The 15,256-nt window shown below is 53.7% G+C and carries 19 protein-coding genes; 3 read left to right on the top strand and 16 right to left on the bottom strand.

Annotated elements, in window-relative coordinates; translation table 11 throughout:
- Positions 1-35 precede the first annotated feature (35 nt).
- The 12 genes from QWY27_RS05925 to QWY27_RS05870 form a co-directional block, all read right to left on the bottom strand.
- Positions 36-1,073, bottom strand: a complete 1,038-nt coding sequence (locus tag QWY27_RS05925) for a MucB/RseB C-terminal domain-containing protein (RefSeq protein ID WP_290195671.1) — start codon at positions 1,071-1,073, stop codon at positions 36-38.
- A complete protein-coding gene (locus QWY27_RS05920; RefSeq protein WP_290195669.1) occupies positions 1,073-1,645 on the bottom strand; it encodes a sigma-E factor negative regulatory protein in 573 nt (190 codons plus the stop codon). Before QWY27_RS05920 ends, QWY27_RS05925 begins: the two co-directional genes overlap by 1 nt.
- 11 nt (positions 1,646-1,656) lie before the next feature.
- Positions 1,657-2,256 carry an RNA polymerase sigma factor RpoE gene (rpoE, locus tag QWY27_RS05915; RefSeq protein WP_290195667.1) on the bottom strand — a complete coding sequence of 200 codons (600 nt, stop codon included), beginning with the start codon at positions 2,254-2,256 and terminating at the stop codon, positions 1,657-1,659.
- Positions 2,253-2,570 carry a hypothetical protein gene (locus tag QWY27_RS05910; RefSeq protein ID WP_290195665.1) on the bottom strand — a complete coding sequence of 106 codons (318 nt, stop codon included), beginning with the start codon at positions 2,568-2,570 and terminating at the stop codon, positions 2,253-2,255. Before QWY27_RS05910 ends, rpoE begins: the two co-directional genes overlap by 4 nt.
- 179 nt (positions 2,571-2,749) lie before the next feature.
- Positions 2,750-3,979, bottom strand: a complete 1,230-nt coding sequence (gene fabF, locus QWY27_RS05905; RefSeq protein ID WP_290195663.1) for a beta-ketoacyl-ACP synthase II — start codon at positions 3,977-3,979, stop codon at positions 2,750-2,752.
- 167 nt (positions 3,980-4,146) lie between these two features.
- Entirely contained in the window at positions 4,147-4,383 is a 237-nt protein-coding gene (acpP, locus tag QWY27_RS05900) for an acyl carrier protein (protein WP_259661820.1), read from the bottom strand.
- 60 nt (positions 4,384-4,443) lie between these two features.
- Entirely contained in the window at positions 4,444-5,178 is a 735-nt protein-coding gene (gene fabG, locus QWY27_RS05895) for a 3-oxoacyl-ACP reductase FabG (protein ID WP_290195655.1), read from the bottom strand.
- A 22-nt stretch (positions 5,179-5,200) separates the two neighbouring features.
- Positions 5,201-6,136, bottom strand: a complete 936-nt coding sequence (fabD, locus tag QWY27_RS05890; RefSeq protein WP_290195653.1) for an ACP S-malonyltransferase — start codon at positions 6,134-6,136, stop codon at positions 5,201-5,203.
- A gap of 111 nt (positions 6,137-6,247) precedes the next feature.
- Positions 6,248-7,234, bottom strand: a complete 987-nt coding sequence (locus tag QWY27_RS05885; RefSeq protein ID WP_290195651.1) for a beta-ketoacyl-ACP synthase III — start codon at positions 7,232-7,234, stop codon at positions 6,248-6,250.
- On the bottom strand, positions 7,231-8,271 hold the full coding sequence (gene plsX / locus QWY27_RS05880; protein WP_435433450.1) for a phosphate acyltransferase PlsX: 1,041 nt from the start codon (positions 8,269-8,271) through the stop codon (positions 7,231-7,233). The genes QWY27_RS05885 and plsX overlap by 4 nt, the downstream gene beginning before the upstream one ends.
- Before the next feature lie 86 nt (positions 8,272-8,357).
- Positions 8,358-8,540: a 50S ribosomal protein L32 gene (gene rpmF / locus QWY27_RS05875; protein WP_028816958.1), complete on the bottom strand. Its 183-nt coding sequence runs from the start codon at positions 8,538-8,540 to the stop codon at positions 8,358-8,360.
- A gap of 49 nt (positions 8,541-8,589) precedes the next feature.
- Positions 8,590-9,189: a YceD family protein gene (locus QWY27_RS05870; protein ID WP_290195647.1), complete on the bottom strand. Its 600-nt coding sequence runs from the start codon at positions 9,187-9,189 to the stop codon at positions 8,590-8,592.
- 128 nt (positions 9,190-9,317) lie between these two features.
- Here QWY27_RS05870 and QWY27_RS05865 point away from each other — a divergent pair, with 128 nt between their 5' ends.
- Genes QWY27_RS05865 through QWY27_RS05855 form a run of 3 tightly spaced genes read left to right on the top strand, consistent with a single transcriptional unit; the run spans position 9,318 to position 11,541 of the window.
- Positions 9,318-9,935 carry a Maf family protein gene (locus QWY27_RS05865; RefSeq protein ID WP_290195645.1) on the top strand — a complete coding sequence of 206 codons (618 nt, stop codon included), beginning with the start codon at positions 9,318-9,320 and terminating at the stop codon, positions 9,933-9,935.
- 2 nt (positions 9,936-9,937) lie between these two features.
- Complete coding sequence (locus QWY27_RS05860) at positions 9,938-10,705, top strand: SAM-dependent methyltransferase (RefSeq protein ID WP_290195643.1); 768 nt, start codon at positions 9,938-9,940, stop codon at positions 10,703-10,705.
- The gene (locus QWY27_RS05855) at positions 10,705-11,541 is read left to right on the top strand and encodes an N-acetylmuramoyl-L-alanine amidase (protein ID WP_290195862.1); all 837 of its coding nucleotides are present in this window, start codon (positions 10,705-10,707) and stop codon (positions 11,539-11,541) included. Before QWY27_RS05860 ends, QWY27_RS05855 begins: the two co-directional genes overlap by 1 nt.
- A 25-nt stretch (positions 11,542-11,566) precedes the next feature.
- Here QWY27_RS05855 and msrQ read toward each other — a convergent pair whose 3' ends face one another.
- From msrQ to QWY27_RS05835, 4 genes are all read right to left on the bottom strand, one after another.
- A complete protein-coding gene (gene msrQ, locus QWY27_RS05850; RefSeq protein WP_290195642.1) occupies positions 11,567-12,175 on the bottom strand; it encodes a protein-methionine-sulfoxide reductase heme-binding subunit MsrQ in 609 nt (202 codons plus the stop codon).
- A gap of 8 nt (positions 12,176-12,183) precedes the next feature.
- The gene (msrP, locus tag QWY27_RS05845) at positions 12,184-13,143 is read right to left on the bottom strand and encodes a protein-methionine-sulfoxide reductase catalytic subunit MsrP (RefSeq protein WP_290195640.1); all 960 of its coding nucleotides are present in this window, start codon (positions 13,141-13,143) and stop codon (positions 12,184-12,186) included.
- A gap of 76 nt (positions 13,144-13,219) precedes the next feature.
- Positions 13,220-13,876 (bottom strand): HAD-IIIA family hydrolase, encoded by a 657-nt coding sequence (locus QWY27_RS05840; protein WP_290195639.1) that lies wholly within the window; start codon positions 13,874-13,876, stop codon positions 13,220-13,222.
- The gene (locus QWY27_RS05835) at positions 13,873-14,838 is read right to left on the bottom strand and encodes an RluA family pseudouridine synthase (RefSeq protein ID WP_290195637.1); all 966 of its coding nucleotides are present in this window, start codon (positions 14,836-14,838) and stop codon (positions 13,873-13,875) included. Before QWY27_RS05835 ends, QWY27_RS05840 begins: the two co-directional genes overlap by 4 nt.
- Positions 14,839-15,256: the final 418 nt, after the last annotated feature.

The following is a 15,256-nucleotide window of genomic DNA, read 5'->3' as shown; positions in this document are numbered from 1 at the left end:
CGATTTAAACCTTCCGACTCAGTGCTCGCCACGTATTAGCGTGCGGACACTGGCGGAACGTATTGAATTGACTGAGCCAACTGTTCAAGAGTTTCGGCCGGCACTTCACCCAGAACAGTCAACCAGAAGTTTGCTACTTTGATCCCGAAGATATTCACTGAGCCACTACGCGCAGCGCCTTGGGGTTCATACTCAGACCGTTCTGGCAAATAAGGTTCAATAAAAATTGAAATCGTTGCAAGACCGTCTGACAAAACAAGTTGATTGACTCGTTTATTGTTAGAAAAAATTCTTTCAACTTGAGAGGTGGCAACATAGCCTGCAGGCGCAGGGATACGCCATCCTTGCGCAAAGACGTCGACAGTAGAGTGCTGAGCGCGCACTTTGCGCCAATCAGTTGTCACCCAGCTTGGCGCAAGCATGGATTCCGTGATGTCTGCGCCAATCGTGACTTGCGTAAAGGCAACTTGTTCAATAACCACACCATCATGTCCTACCATCTGCGCCTTAAGCAACAAATTGGTGTCAAGATCCGCGCACAAGCGATAGCCATAACGATGCGTATCGCGCGGCGTAATCTCGATCCCGCGACAAGGCCGCCCGGCAATACGCAGAAGATCCGGCGCAAAACGCACGCTGTAATTTTTCTCTAACGATTGTGCATTGTTCAACAACAAGCCAGGAAACCGATCACCACGCTGACGTTCCAGCAACACGAGTTTGCGATCCGGCATCAAAGCCTGTACTTCATCGTTAAAGCGCAAGTACTCACGCGGCGCGCCATCGAGCACCTCGATACGCTCCTTTTCATTTTTTCCGTCAAACAAATGCGTGATTCGCGACGACTCGAACCGCTCGCCTTGCTGAAAAGCGAACACCCCGACGTAGTTCAGGGTGCGGGCAGCATGCTGGATTTGTCGAACGATGTCATTGAGCTTGGACTGATCAGTCAAGGCTTGCGCGAGTGGCGCAGCAGTTGCTTGCTGAACGGAACTCGTCGCTGGAGATGGCTGACTGAGCGCACTTGCGCTCACCAACATAAGCGTCAGAGCACAACCAAACTTGCGCGACATTACCGCATGGCTCCAAATGACACTTGTCGAACGTTCGCGGGACCGGAGATGTCGCGGTGCGTACTCACATAATCACGGATATCAGGTGTGTTGAAAGCCACTTCAGTAGGACGAACCACCTGAGAAGTCGAGGCCTCTGCAACTTGCCCGGCAGGCTCTGAGTATTCAGGAAGCAAAAAGGGCTTGGCGACCCAGATCACCGAGGCGACGGCGGCAGCCATCGCGATGCCGGGCAAAAAATTACGGGACCAAAAATGTGAACCGTTTGCAACTGAACGTACCGGGGAGGTGTTTGTGTTTGAATCGGGCTTGGGAGCAGCGATGATCGCTGGCTCCTGTTCCAGCGCACGAGAGATACGACTCTGCAAGGAATGCGTGGTCGGCATGGCTAGGGCTGGGGTTCTTAACGTGTCGCCAATCAAATGATAGAGCTCCCAAGTCGCCTTGCCCTCAGCAGACCTCAAGTGCTCGGGCATGTCAGTTTCCGCATCACCATCCATCCAAGCTGAAATCGCATGATGGGCCTGTTGGGTTGACTGATTCATGTTTGCTATCTCGTTAGACTGTTTCATCGTTGAACTCCTTACCAACGCCGATCGCCGGTATCACCGACCAATGGACGCAGACGTGTTGCGATGGCTTCGCGAGCCCGAAATATTCGAGAACGTACCGTGCCAATCGGACAATTCATGCTTTCTGCAATGTCCTCGTAACTCATTCCATCAATTTCACGCATCACAATCGCATTTCGTAATTCTTCGGGCAAATCATTAATGGCTTTATTAACCGTATCGGCAATTTGCCGGCTCGCCATCTCCGATTCCGGATTGCTACTGTCTGTTAGGTTGTCAGTTGCGTCAAAAGTTTCACCTTCTTCGTTTTCTTGTGCAGAAGGCGTACTTGGACGTCGATTATTTTGAGCCAGCCAGTTGCGGGCGGTATTGATGGCAATACGATAAAGCCAAGTATAAAAGGCACTTTCGCCTCGAAATTGAGGCAATGCGCGATAGGCTTTAATAAAGGCTTCCTGAGCCACATCTTCAATTTCACCAGGGTCGCGGATCATCCGCGACAGTAAGCGCATGATTTTTCTCTGATATTTCAAGACCAACAGGTCAAAAGCCTGTTTGTCCCCGCGTTGTACGCGCGCCACTAACTCAGCGTCTACGTCGCGCTCACTCAAGCTACATCCCCTTTAGAACGATATCCGGCGGCATCGAGCTGGCGAGCGCTCTGAAGCGCAAGCTCTCGAAACATCGCCGAACTCAAGCACTGTCTCCAGACCACCATAATCAGGGTCTGTGAAGTGTTATGGGGGTATTTGTGTAATTTCAAACCCAGGCTCAGTCCAAAAATATGATGCCAACGCTTTTTGACAACAACCTCTATGCTATCAGTCAGACCGGTTTTTTCCGAAAATAAAGCAAGTTGCCATGGCCTGTCTGGCCAAATAACCAACACTCTGCCCTCAAGTGTTTTTTGACGCCGTCGAGACACGGAATGCACCAATATGGTGCCTGCCGCAAGAAGGCCAGACTGCCATAGATCTGCGCCCAGTTCAAGGGCAGAGAAAACAAGTGCGCAGCAGGCTATGCCAAGCAACACGCAATGAAGGCCCACTACCCAGCTAGGCTGAGTAAGCGGGACAAGGCAATCGGGTGAGGGGTGCTCTGACGTCAAATACGGCGCACGGCCATTGAGCCGTTCGTACCACCAAAACCAAAGGAGTTCGAGAGAGCGACATCGATTTTCATTTCACGTGCAGTGTTCGCACAGTAATCCAGATCGCACTCAGGGTCCTGGTTAAAAATATTGATGGTTGGGGGTGAAATCTGATGATGCACGGCAAGGGTGGCAAAAACCGCCTCAATACCGCCAGCTGCACCGAGCAAATGACCGGTCATCGACTTGGTGGAGTTCACCACCAGCTTTTTGGCATGGTCACCGAAAGCCAGTTTGAGCGCCTCGGTTTCGTTTTTGTCACCAAGAGGTGTTGATGTACCGTGGGCATTCACATACTGGACTTGATCGGGGTTGATCCCGCCGTTACGAAGGGCGTTGACGATCCCGCGGCGAGGGCCGTCGCGATCAGGCGCCGTAATATGATGGGCGTCCGAGCTCATGCCATAGCCAGCAAACTCGCCATAAATACGCGCGCCGCGTTTTTTAGCGTGCTCGTACTCTTCGAGAATCAATACACCTGCGCCTTCTCCGAGGACAAAGCCGTCACGGTCGCGGTCCCATGGACGCGAGGCCGTAGTGGGATCATCGTTACGCTGGGACAAGGCACGCATAGCGGCGAAACCACCAATACCCAACGGGGAAACAGTTGACTCTGCGCCGCCTGCCATCATGACGTCGGCATCACCGTATTCAATCATGCGCGCCGCATCGCCAATCGAATGCAAGCCCGTTGTACAAGCCGATACCACAGCATAAGAAGGGCCCTTAAAGCCCAACATGATGGAGAGCTGGCCTGAAATCAGGTTAATGAGGGAGGCGGGGACGAAAAAAGGAGAAATACGTCTGGGTCCACGCTCGAGATACTCGGTCTGAGTCTCCTCGATACGCTGCAAGCCGCCTATGCCGGAGCCCACGATCACACCCACACGCTCAGCATTGGCCTCGGTGACTTCCAAACCGGAGTCTTTCCAGGCCTGAATACCCGCCGCGATGCCGTAATGGATAAAAGTATCCATCGTCCGCGCCTCTTTGACGGGAATCAGTTGGGTGATGTCAAAACCTTTAACTTCGCCGGCAATGTGGGCATTGAACGCACTGGGATCAAAGCGTGTGATCCGTCCGATACCTGACCGACCGTTAACGATATTGTCCCAGGCCGTGGCAATATCGTTACCCACCGGGCTCACAATACCAAGACCTGTAATGACGACACGTCGCTTCACGGAGCACTCCTCAAATATGATAATGGCGGCCAAGCAACCTGACGCAAGGAAACCGGAACCTGAAGCTCCATCCTAGCATTGCAGATTATCCTAACCGCCTGAACCTTGAGCGCACAATCCTTGTGGGATGTGCTCGGTATACAGACAAAGCCCGTATACCGAAAAAATTACTTGGAATTGGAAGTGATGTAGTCCACGGCCTGTTGTACGGTCGTGATCTTCTCTGCTTCTTCATCAGGAATTTCGGTTTCGAACTCGTCTTCGAGTGCCATGACCAACTCAACCATGTCGAGCGAATCGGCACCGAGGTCGTCAAGAAAGGAAGATGCGTTCTTGATCTCGGCTTCGTTTACGCCAAGTTGTTCAGCGACGATCTTTTTGACGCGCTGTTCGATGCTTTCCATGCATATCTCCAAAGGGGAAAAGTCCGGCGAATTATAGCCAACCGGAAGAAAAAAAACCTATTACATGTACATGCCGCCATTGACGTGCAATGTCGTGCCTGTGATGTAGCCTGCTTGAGGTGACGCTAAAAACGCCACCGCGTGCGCGATATCGCTGGCCGAACCCAGTCGTCCAAGCGGAATTTGGCCCAAGAGCGCCGAAGTCTGATTTTCATCCAATGCGCTCGTCATGTCAGTCTCAATAAAACCGGGCGCAACACAATTTACCGTGACGCCTCTGCTACCCAACTCGCGTGCCAGCGCGCGGCTCATTCCTGCGACACCCGCCTTGGCTGCTGCGTAATTTGCCTGTCCGGGATTACCACTAGAGCCGACCACCGACGTGATATTGATAATACGCCCCCAACGGGCCTTCATCATGTTGCGCATGACGCCACGGGATAAACGAAATACTGCGCTGAGATTGGTTTGCAACACGGCATCCCAGTCTTCGTCTTTCATCCGCATGGTCAGATTGTCACGGGTGATGCCCGCATTGTTGACCAGAATGTGGGGTCCGCCCGCGTCTTTACCAAGCTCGTCCAGCAAGGCTTCACAGCCTGCCGCATCTGTCACGTTGAGCACGACACCTCGACCACCAAGGGCCGCGAGCATGTCCGTGATCCCCAAGGCTCCAGCTTCTGTGGTTGCAGTTCCAATGACCTTAACGCCTCGAGCAGCCAGCTCAAGCGCAATGGCTCGGCCGATTCCACGCGAGGCGCCCGTTACGAGTGCGACTTTATCTTTGAGATCCATGACAGGTTCCTTGAGCTGAGCGTTAAGCGGCTGCCAGCGCGTCGAGCGCGGCTTGCATGGACTCTGGGTCGGTGACGGAAAGAGCCACCAAATCCGGGTCAATACGTTTGACCATGCCTGTCAACACCTTGCCGGGGCCGCACTCCACCACATGGGTGATGCCCTGGCCGCGCATGGCTTGAATAATTTCGACCCAACGGACCGCGTGCCAAGCCTGACGCACTAAAGCATCACGAATCGCATCCGGCGCCTGTTCAATTGCCACATCCACGTTGTTGATCACTGGAACCTGCGGGGTGCGAACCTCTATCCCTGCAAGCGCACCTTGGAGCACTTCTGCAGCGGGTTTCAGCAAGCTTGAGTGAAACGGTGCGGAGACTGGCAAAAGCATCGCGCGTTTTGCTCCGGCAGCCTTGGCCGCCTGAATCGCGCGTTGCACGGCATCGGCATGACCAGCGATCACAACCTGAGACGGGGCATTGAAATTGACGGCTTCTACAACCTGACCTTGAGCGGCCTCGGCGCAGGCCGCACGCACTGCATCGTCCTCAAGACCTAGTACGGCAGCCATGGCACCCGTACCAACTGGCACAGCAGCTTGCATGGCATCTGCACGCACCCGAACAATCCGGACAGCATCGGCCAGCGACAAGGCGCCTGCAGCGGTCAACGCAGCATATTCACCCAAACTATGTCCAGCCATCAAGGATGCCTGGGGCCCACCTGCGGCACGCCAGGCTTCGAACATGGCGACCCCAGCTGTCAACATCGCCGGCTGAGTATTGGTCGTCAAGCTTAACTGCTCTGCAGGTCCCTGCGCCATCAGCGCACCGAGATCCTCACCCAAGGCTGCAGAGGCTTCGGCGATCACCTGCATGGCTGCGGGATGGCCTGACCAAGCATCCATCATGCCAACAGACTGTGAGCCTTGACCGGGAAATACGAATGCAAATTTCATGTTGTCGCTGTCAGAAAAATTAGTCGAACATTCAAAATAGAACCTTACACCATGCGCAATCAATACGAATCGTCACATGCCTGTGTGGCGAGCGATTGTTACAAGTATTTGCTACATGCGCACCAGTACCGACCCCCAGGTAAACCCACCCCCGACGCCTTGCATCAAGACAAGCTGCCCGGACTTGATACGCCCATCGCGACGCGCCACATCAAACGCAAGAGGAACGCTCGCCGCCGAAGTGTTTGCATGCTGATCGACGGTAATCACGACTTTTTCAACGGGAATATCCAGTTTCTTAGCGAGGAAAGTCAAAATGCGCAGATTAGCTTGATGCGGGATCAGCCAGTCAACCTCGGACAACGCGATACCCGACTGCTCGGTGACCGAGCGCGCGGAACGATCGAGCACAGTCACAGCTTGTTTAAAGACAGCCTGGCCATCCATACGCAAAAACGGATCACCCGTCACCTGTCCAAAAGCAACATTGCCAGCCGCACATAAAATGTTCATCTGGCTACCATCTGCGTGCAATTCGGCGGCCATAATGCCCGGGGCATCACTTGCTTTAAGTACCACTGCACCCGCGCCATCACCAAATAACACGCAAGTGGAACGGTCGCTCCAATCGAGAATACTGGAAAATACCTCGGCGCCAATCACAAGCGCGCAACGCGCCCGCCCGGCACGGATAAAACTATCTGCGGTGGTCAGTCCATAAACAAAGCCGCTGCACACGGCCTGGACATCGAAGGCCGCAGCACCTTTATTGCCAAGATTGGCCTGCACAAGACAAGCAGTACTTGGAAAGACGAAATCGGGCGTCGAGGTTGCGACGATGATTAAATCCACCTCGCTCGCGCTCACACCGGCATCCTGGAGCGCGCGGCGCGCTGCTTCGGTGGCCAATGTACTGGTCGTCATGCCTTTGTCAGCAAGGTGGCGTTGACGAATACCTGTGCGCTCGGTGATCCATTGATCTGACGTTTCAATCTGGCGGGTTGCCAACTCTGCAGCCAAATCATCATTGGTCACGATGCGCGGGGGCAAAAAACTGCCTGAACCGACTATGCGCGCATAAGGCATGACCTGTGTCATTCGGAGTCTCCCGCTTGAGTCGAAGACAGTGCTTCGACTTGTGAATGTGTTAACTGGGCAATCGCCTCGGCAGTGCGTTTCAACAGGCCGGTCCTGACTGCCTCGCGGGCGCGCTCTAGCGCGCAACCAAAAGCAAACGCATCCGCTGAACCATGACTTTTGATGACAACACCACGCAAACCCAACAAAGCCGCGCCATTGTATTGGCGATTATCGACGCGACGACGAAATTTTGACAGAACAGGCATTGCAACCAGACCAAGTAACTTGGTGAATGGATTGCGACCAAACTCTTCTCGCACCATCACAGACATCATGCGTGCCACGCCCTCGGCAGACTTGAGCGCGACATTGCCCACAAAACCATCGCACACCACGACATCCACGGTGCCCTTGAAGATATCGTCTCCCTCGACGTTGCCGTAAAAATTCAGGGAGCTTTGACGCAGTAATTCACCCGCCTGCTTGACGATATCGTTACCTTTGATGACCTCTTCGCCGATGTTAAGCAGTCCGACCGATGGCGCATGGTTTGCAAGACCGGCCTGGGCCAGAGCCGTTCCCATGATGGCAAACTGCAACAAATGCTCTGGCGTGCAATCCACATTCGCACCAAGGTCGAGCATGGTCGTTGCACCACCCTTTTGATTGGGCAAGGCAGACGCGATCGCGGGGCGATCGATGCCAAACAGCGTTTTGAGAACATAGCGCGTGATAGCCATCCACGCGCCAGTATTTCCAGCTGAAATACATGCATCCGCATGACCGTCCTTTACGGCTTGTGCAGCGATACGCATGGATGAGTCTTTTTTGCGACGCAATGCGACCTCGACAGGATCATCCATCGTCACGACTTCTGTCGCAGAAACAATTGTGTAACGCGCAGAGGAAACCTCAGGATACCGTTTGGAGCAAACGGCAACGGCCCGCTCGATTTCCTCGGGCAGGCCAACTAAAAGCAAATGCGTATCGGAAAAGCGTTGGGCAAAATCAAACGCAGCAGGAACAGTGACGGGGATACCCTCGTCACCACCCATACAATCTATCGCGATGCGAATGTCGGAGGCCACGGATGATGCAACGCAGCGCGTTTGGACGCGGTAATCCCGTCGTCAACCGCGTGTTATTCGTCTGTCTTGGTCTTGAGGACTTTGCGACCACGATAAAAGCCTGTGGGGCTAATGTGGTGACGCAAGTGCTGCTCTCCCGTATTAGGCTCGATTGCCGTTGGGGGATTAACCAGAAAGTCGTGCGAACGGTGCATACCGCGCTTGGACGGGGATTTTTTGTTTTGCTGAACAGCCATGACAACTCCTGTGGGATGGCGAATTGTACGCCAACCGTCTTAGTAATAACTACTGACCCTTGGTTTTGAGCTGACTCAACACCGCAAAAGGCGAGAGGGGCTCTTCCCTGCCAGCTTCTTCTTCGGCTTGCGCATCCAAATCCGCTGTTTCCGGACAAATTTCGTGTCGCGGGACATAGGGAACTTCTAAAATTAATTCATCTTCAACTAGATCACACAAGTTAAACTTGGGAGATCCGACTATCTTTTCTGGTCGGTCCAAATCATCCTCGTCGATATCCTCATCGCCAAGATCCGACTCACGCCGCACCAGTTCAAATACTGTTTGCCGATCAATCGGCAACACGAGAGCCCCTAAACAACGCTGACACTCGAGTACTAAATTAGCTTGTATCTGCAAAACGAGTTCGGACTTGTCGTCCTTGGTTCGTCTGCCCTCAATCACGTATCTCACGACGCCAGGCACAGCAGGCGCCCCATCGAGCACAGTCAACTCGGCCACAGGCTGTTCCGGCAAACCCTCGAGCAACCGATCTAAGCGGTGCACACTGAAGGCGCCTTTCAAAACCTGCCCGCGACGAGCAAAATCAAACGCATCAACGATCGGCGGAATACCCAATCTGAATGCAGCGTTAAGATCCTCTGACACAATCACTCGCCTCCGCAATCGCCGTGATCAGTTCGCTGGCATCTGAACTACAACAAAAGCCCAGCAAAGCAAGAGATAATAGCGTGTTTTCCCCTACATCGTCAATTTGAAACTAGGCTTTAACCACGGTGACGTACCCACTGATTCTTGCCTCCAGCTCACCTTATCGTCGTGAACTTCTCTCAAGACTAAGAATTCCTTTCTTTACGGTTTCGCCAGATGTAGATGAAACACCAGGCCCGAATGAGAACCCAAGAGCACTTTCTTTACGCCTGGCACAGACCAAAGCGCAGGCGGTCGCAGCACACTACCCCGGCCACATTGTGATCGGGGCAGACCAGGCTGCCTCGTTGCACGGTACCCCAGTCGGCAAGCCGGGTGACCGGGCAGGCGCCAAGATGCAGTTGCGCGCTTTATCTGGTCAGTCCGTGGTCTTTCACAGCGCGATGTGTGTCGTCCTGGACCAGCGCGCCGAGACAACTGAGGTGCCGACCACCTGCGTATTTCGACCGTTAAGTGACGATGCCATCGATCGCTACCTCACGATCGATACGCCTTTTGATACGGCTGGTAGCGCAAAAGCCGAGTCTCTGGGCATCGCTTTGATGCAAAGCATGGCAAGCTCCGACCCGACCGCGATCATCGGCCTCCCCTTAATTGAACTGACTCGTCTGCTCGCTCAGTTTGGGCTCGATCCACTTGATCATGCCCGCTTGCCACACACCTCCCCTACTGACAAAATTTAACGATGTCCGACTCTCACTCAGCCCCCATATCCAGTCGCCTGCCACCATCGAGTAAGAGTGGCTACGGCACGTTACACCTGATACCCGTTGGTCTGGGTGAGGCACCCATCGATGATTGGCTGCCTGCTCACGCGCAAGCGCAAGCGGGCAAGCTCAAAACTTATATTGTTGAAAACGCCAAAGTCGCCCGGGCCTTTTTAAAACTGACTCCCTTGGCCCATCCCCTACAAGACATTACGCTTCATGAACTCAATGCGCGGGTTGACGAGGCTGCGCTCGAGGCCTGGCTCGCACCACTTAAAGCTGGACAGGATATTGGTTTGGTCTCGGATGCGGGCTGTCCCGCCGTTGCGGACCCTGGTGCGCACGCAGTGGCCCTAGCCCACAGATGGGGAGTCTGCGTCAAGCCTTGGGTCGGCCCATCTTCAATTCTGCTGGGGCTCATGGCCAGCGGCCTGGACGGTCAGCGCTTTGCCTTTCATGGTTACGCTCCTGTTGAGCCTGTCGAGCGGGTCAAGCAACTCAAGGCATGGGAACAAGCCTCGGCGAAACAAAAACAAACACAGCTTTTAATTGAAACCCCCTATCGCAACCAAGCAATGTTTGCTAGCCTGATCGAACATCTCAAGGGCAATACGCGTTTGTGTGTTGCTCGTTCGGTCACTACCCGAGATGAATGGGTGCGCACCCTGACTGTCTCGCAATGGAAAAATCAACCGATCCCCGTGCTGGACAAACACCCTACCCTCTTTTTATTTCAGGCTGCCTGATGCTAACGCTTGTCTCACCACTCAGCACTTTTTACTCACGTCTGAGCGTATGGCTTCTCGTGTTGTTGCTTTCTGGCTGCGCCTCTCAAGTCAGCGGGCCTTTCCGCTTTGATGATTCAATGAAATCACGCGGGCAAAGTGGTCGTGTCGATATCATTGTCCTGCACTACACCGCCTCGACCAAACCCAGCGCCTTGATGACACTCACCAATCGCGATGTCAGCGCACATTACGTTGTGAGCGACGACAAACCGCCGGTCGTTTATCGCTTGGTCAACGAAGACAAAAGCGCATGGCATGCGGGCGATAGCAGCTGGTATGGCAAGACATTCATCAATCAACGCTCGATTGGCATCGAGATTGTGCATCCCGGGTGGACACGCAATAGCAAGGGGGATAAAGGTATGCCCTACTCCGATACCCAAATTGCCGCAGTGATCGCGCTCACCAAGGAGATCGCCCAACGTCACAGCATCGCCCCGGAAAATATCGTCGGACACAGTGACATCGCACCGATGCGAAAAATTGATCCGGGTCCTTCTTTCCCCTGGAAAAAACTCGCTCAAGCGGGCGTCGGGCGCTGGTTTGACGAGGCAGCCGCCGCAAAATACGAGGCCAACTTCATTCGTACAGGCTATCCAGATGCCGGCTGGTTTCAAAAACAACTTAAGCGCGTGGGCTATCAGGTCCCGGAGTCTAATTATTTTGATGCAGGCACCTTGGCCGCCATCGGCGCCTTTCAGATGCATTACAGACCAGATTTGGTCACTAGTCGCCCTGATCCTCAAACCGCTGCGCGCTTGATGGCCTTGCCAACTTCAGGCTCTGGTCTCTAACGCGATCTTTTTTAACCGCAGAGACTTACATGCGCTTTTTAAACCATGCGCGGTAGACCCTCCACGCCAGCAAAAGGGCAAGCACCGCGGCATAAATCAAGACCGTATCAAAATCATTTTTACCTTGCTTATGCCACCAGTAATGCAAAATGGCCAATATTCCAATCAAGTAAATAGAACGATGCAAAGTCTGCCAGTGTCTGCCCAACCTGCGCATCCAACCATGTGTCGAGGTAATGGCCAACAAGGTCATGGTTAAAAATGCCGCCGCCCCCACCAAAATAAAAGGTCTTTTCCAAATATCCGCGAGCATCGGCATCCACTCAAAGCTTTGGTCCCACCAGGCCCAGGACAAGGCATGCAACACCGCGTAAAAAAAAGTGAACAAGCCGCACATGCGTCGCCAACGTAACAAAGCGGGTTGTTTGAGCCACTGACGAAGAGGTGAGATGGCAAGTGTGACAAGCAAGCACACTAACGTCCATGTACCGGACGAGCGGGTCAAAAATTCGACGGGGTTCGCCGTGAGAGCTTGTTGATAACCAAGCACCACCCATCTGAGCAAAGGAAAAAGCCCCGCTAAAAAAAGCAGGGGCTTTGCGCGGTCAAGTGTTTTGGAAGAGAGCGTCTGCACGCCCTGCCTCAATAATTTTTACGCAAGTCCATCCCTGCGTAAAGGGAGGCCACTTCGCTCGCGTATCCATTAAACATCAGCGTTTTGCGCTTAGGAGAAAAAATGCCGTCTTCGCCAATCCTGCGCTCGGTTGCCTGACTCCAACGAGGATGCGACACCTCAGGATTCACATTTGAGTAAAACCCGTACTCAGAGGGTTGGGACTGCTCCCAGCTACCGACTGGCTGCTTTTCCAGCAGACGAATCGTCACGATGGACTTGACAGACTTGAATCCATATTTCCACGGCACAACCATACGCACAGGCGCACCGTTCTGGTTTGGCAGGACTTTTCCGTACATCCCCATCACTAGCATCGTCAGCGGATGCATCGCCTCGTCCATGCGCAAACCATCACGGTAAGGCCAGTCGACTGAACGGGTCCGCAAGCCAGGCATATTTTTGGGCTGCATATCCGTCACAAATTCCACAAACTTGGCGTTGCCGTTCGGTTGCACTTGCTTAATCAACTCCGACATTGAATAGCCAATCCAGGGAATCGCCATTGACCAACCCTCAACGCAACGCATGCGATAGGTGCGGTCTTCGAGAGGGGCAAGCTTGCGCAAATCATCAATATCAAACGTCTTGGGCGCAGCGCACTCGCCTTCCACGCGAAGCTTCCATGGGGAAGTTTGCATTTTGTGCGCGTATTTGGCTGGATCATCCTTATCCATGCCAAACTCAAAGAAGTTGTTGTAGGTGGTCGCGTCTTTTTCCGGCGTGACGGGCTCCATCAACACATATTGGGTGGAGCGCTGAGCATCGAGCTTTGCCAGGCTGGCAGCAGATGCGATCTGAGGCAAACCAGCGAGGGCACCCGCTGCAACGGAAGCTCCAGCGGCTTTCATCCATTGACGTCGACTTTCCCAAATTTCTTCGGGCGTGATTTCACTGGCGCGTATACGTGGGTAACGGTAAACAGGCATCTGGAGCTCCTTATTAGGAATATTCCTAAAGATTGGAACACACTTCAGGCGCTTCAATCACCCATTGTTCTTGGGATTAAGCGATACGTTCACGCAACCACTGGTGCAAGCTCGATACATCGGGCGCAATCGTGTGATGGGGACAGGCTCGAAGTTCATCTTCTGGATGGGCACCGTATGCCACGCCAATCCCGTGGACACCAGCATTGGCGGCCATGGTCAAGTCATGCGAGGTATCCCCGACCATCACCATTTGCTCAGGCTCAACCATCAACTCATCGATCAGCTCCAGAAGCATGCCTGGGTGAGGCTTACCGAAGGTCTCATCGGCGGTCCGGGTGGCCGCAAACGCGCCATGTAAAGACGTGGCAGCCAGGGCACGGTTCAGGCCCACGCGGCTTTTGCCCGTTGCAACCGCCAACGTGGCCCCTGCGGCCTGCAAGTCACTGAGCATTTCGGGTACGCCGTCAAATAACTTGAGCTGTTTGTCTTTTGCCAGGTAATGATAACGATAGCGTTCCAGAAAAAAGGGCTCCATCGAGGCCTTCAAGTCCGGCACCGCGCGTCTCAACGCGGGTTCGAGCGACAAGCCGATGACCCACGCAGCCTCCTGGGCAGTGGGTACGCGTAGCTCGAGATCGCGACACGCTCCCTGTATCGCCGCAACAATGCTGTGCGTCGAATCCATCAGGGTGCCATCCCAATCGAACACAATCACGGAATAGGGTTTCATCTCGCCTCCAGTTTTTGGAGGATATTTTCGCAACTCGGCGGCAAAGGCGCCTCAAGCACCATCGTTTCTTGGGTGAGTGGATGGGGCATTTCCAATCGACAGGCATGCAAAAACATTCTTGAGAATCCTAACTTACTGAATTGGGCGCGGGTTTCATCACGCCCATATTTATCATCACCCACGATCGGGAATCCGCTCGAGGCTAAATGCACCCGAATTTGGTGTGTTCTCCCCGTTCGCAGCTCTGCGTCGACCAGACTGTAGCCATTAAAGCGACGTTGCGCACTCACAATTGTGTGAGCAACCTGGCCTTCGGCTTGGACTTTGACGCGACGCTCGCCGCTCTGGGTCGTCCATTTAACCAGTGGCAGTCGGATGTGCTGACGCGCATTGACCCAATCCCCTTCAACCAAGGCTAAGTAATGCTTTCTTCCTCCGCCTGTACGAAACATTTCATGCAAAGCGAGCAAAACATTTCTTTTTTTGGCGATGATCAATAATCCCGAGGTATCACGGTCCAGCCTATGCGCGAGCTCAAGAAATTTAGCGCCAGGCCGGGCTGCGCGCAAGGCTTCAATCACACCAAAAGAGACCCCGCTACCACCATGAACAGCTGTTCCGGCTGGTTTATCAATCACCAACAAGCCTTCGTCCTCGAAAACAATCGGAAACTCGCTGCCGGGAACGGATCTTTTCTCATCTGGCGTAGGCAATCTCATGGGCGGAACGCGCACAAGGTCTCCGAGACTCAGTCGGGCATCCGGCGCAACGCGTCCTTTATTGACCCGAACCTCTCCCCCTCTGACAGCTTTATAGATGTGGCTTTTGGGAACGCCTTTACACAGGCGCATAAGGAAATTGTCCAGTCGCTGACCGTCATGCTCTTCAGTGACCTCGACCATCCTGACGACAGGGGCCTCGGCGGCAGTTTTATGTGTGGGGGGTATGGAATCTTTGCGCATCAGCAAAAGCGGCTTATAATCGGCGAAGCCTTAAAAGGGTTAAGAAAGCCGGGTTGTTAAGCCCTCCTGCGTTGAGATGCAGCATGTTGTAGCGTCTCCGTCCGGATCGCGCACTGCACGATGTTTGTATTGTACCGCTTGCTTTCTTTCCTTCTGGGTTGCTGGTCGTCGGCTAGACCGGGATGCTCTTGAAGCGCGTTGTTGCGACGTATTAACGTTTCGCCCGCGCCGAGATGACATTTCCCTTCGTGCCGCGCGCAATACTGAATTAAGTGCAAGATTAATAGCAAGAAACCGTCGTATCCCTGCACCAGGCGTTTGACACTTATCCGCCTGATGTTGTTCTCAGCATCTTTTTTTCGTCAACCACTATTGTGACTCTGACCTTCCTGCTGAATGAACCTCGCGCCTCAGGGCG

This window comes from Zwartia vadi (assembly GCF_030410375.1).
Lineage (GTDB): Bacteria > Pseudomonadota > Gammaproteobacteria > Burkholderiales > Burkholderiaceae_B > Zwartia > Zwartia vadi.
This window is presented reverse-complemented; position numbering and strand designations above follow the sequence as displayed.

Bases quoted from the DNA above. Each gene is read 5' to 3' on its own strand.
- QWY27_RS05925 (WP_290195671.1), bottom strand. From the start codon at position 1,073: ATGTCGCGCAAGTTTGGTTGTGCTCTGACGCTTATGTTGGTGAGCGCA.
- QWY27_RS05920 (WP_290195669.1), bottom strand. From the start codon at position 1,645: ATGAAACAGTCTAACGAGATAGCAAACATGAATCAGTCAACCCAACAG.
- acpP (WP_259661820.1), bottom strand. From the start codon at position 4,383: ATGGAAAGCATCGAACAGCGCGTCAAAAAGATCGTCGCTGAACAACTT.
- fabG (WP_290195655.1), bottom strand. From the start codon at position 5,178: ATGGATCTCAAAGATAAAGTCGCACTCGTAACGGGCGCCTCGCGTGGA.
- fabD (WP_290195653.1), bottom strand. From the start codon at position 6,136: ATGAAATTTGCATTCGTATTTCCCGGTCAAGGCTCACAGTCTGTTGGC.
- QWY27_RS05885 (WP_290195651.1), bottom strand. From the start codon at position 7,234: ATGACACAGGTCATGCCTTATGCGCGCATAGTCGGTTCAGGCAGTTTT.
- plsX (WP_435433450.1), bottom strand. From the start codon at position 8,271: ATGGGTGGTGACGAGGGTATCCCCGTCACTGTTCCTGCTGCGTTTGAT.
- rpmF (WP_028816958.1), bottom strand. From the start codon at position 8,540: ATGGCTGTTCAGCAAAACAAAAAATCCCCGTCCAAGCGCGGTATGCAC.
- QWY27_RS05860 (WP_290195643.1), top strand. From the start codon at position 9,938: ATGTCCGACTCTCACTCAGCCCCCATATCCAGTCGCCTGCCACCATCG.
- QWY27_RS05855 (WP_290195862.1), top strand. From the start codon at position 10,705: ATGCTAACGCTTGTCTCACCACTCAGCACTTTTTACTCACGTCTGAGC.
- msrP (WP_290195640.1), bottom strand. From the start codon at position 13,143: ATGCCTGTTTACCGTTACCCACGTATACGCGCCAGTGAAATCACGCCC.
- QWY27_RS05840 (WP_290195639.1), bottom strand. From the start codon at position 13,876: ATGAAACCCTATTCCGTGATTGTGTTCGATTGGGATGGCACCCTGATG.
- QWY27_RS05835 (WP_290195637.1), bottom strand. From the start codon at position 14,838: ATGCGCAAAGATTCCATACCCCCCACACATAAAACTGCCGCCGAGGCC.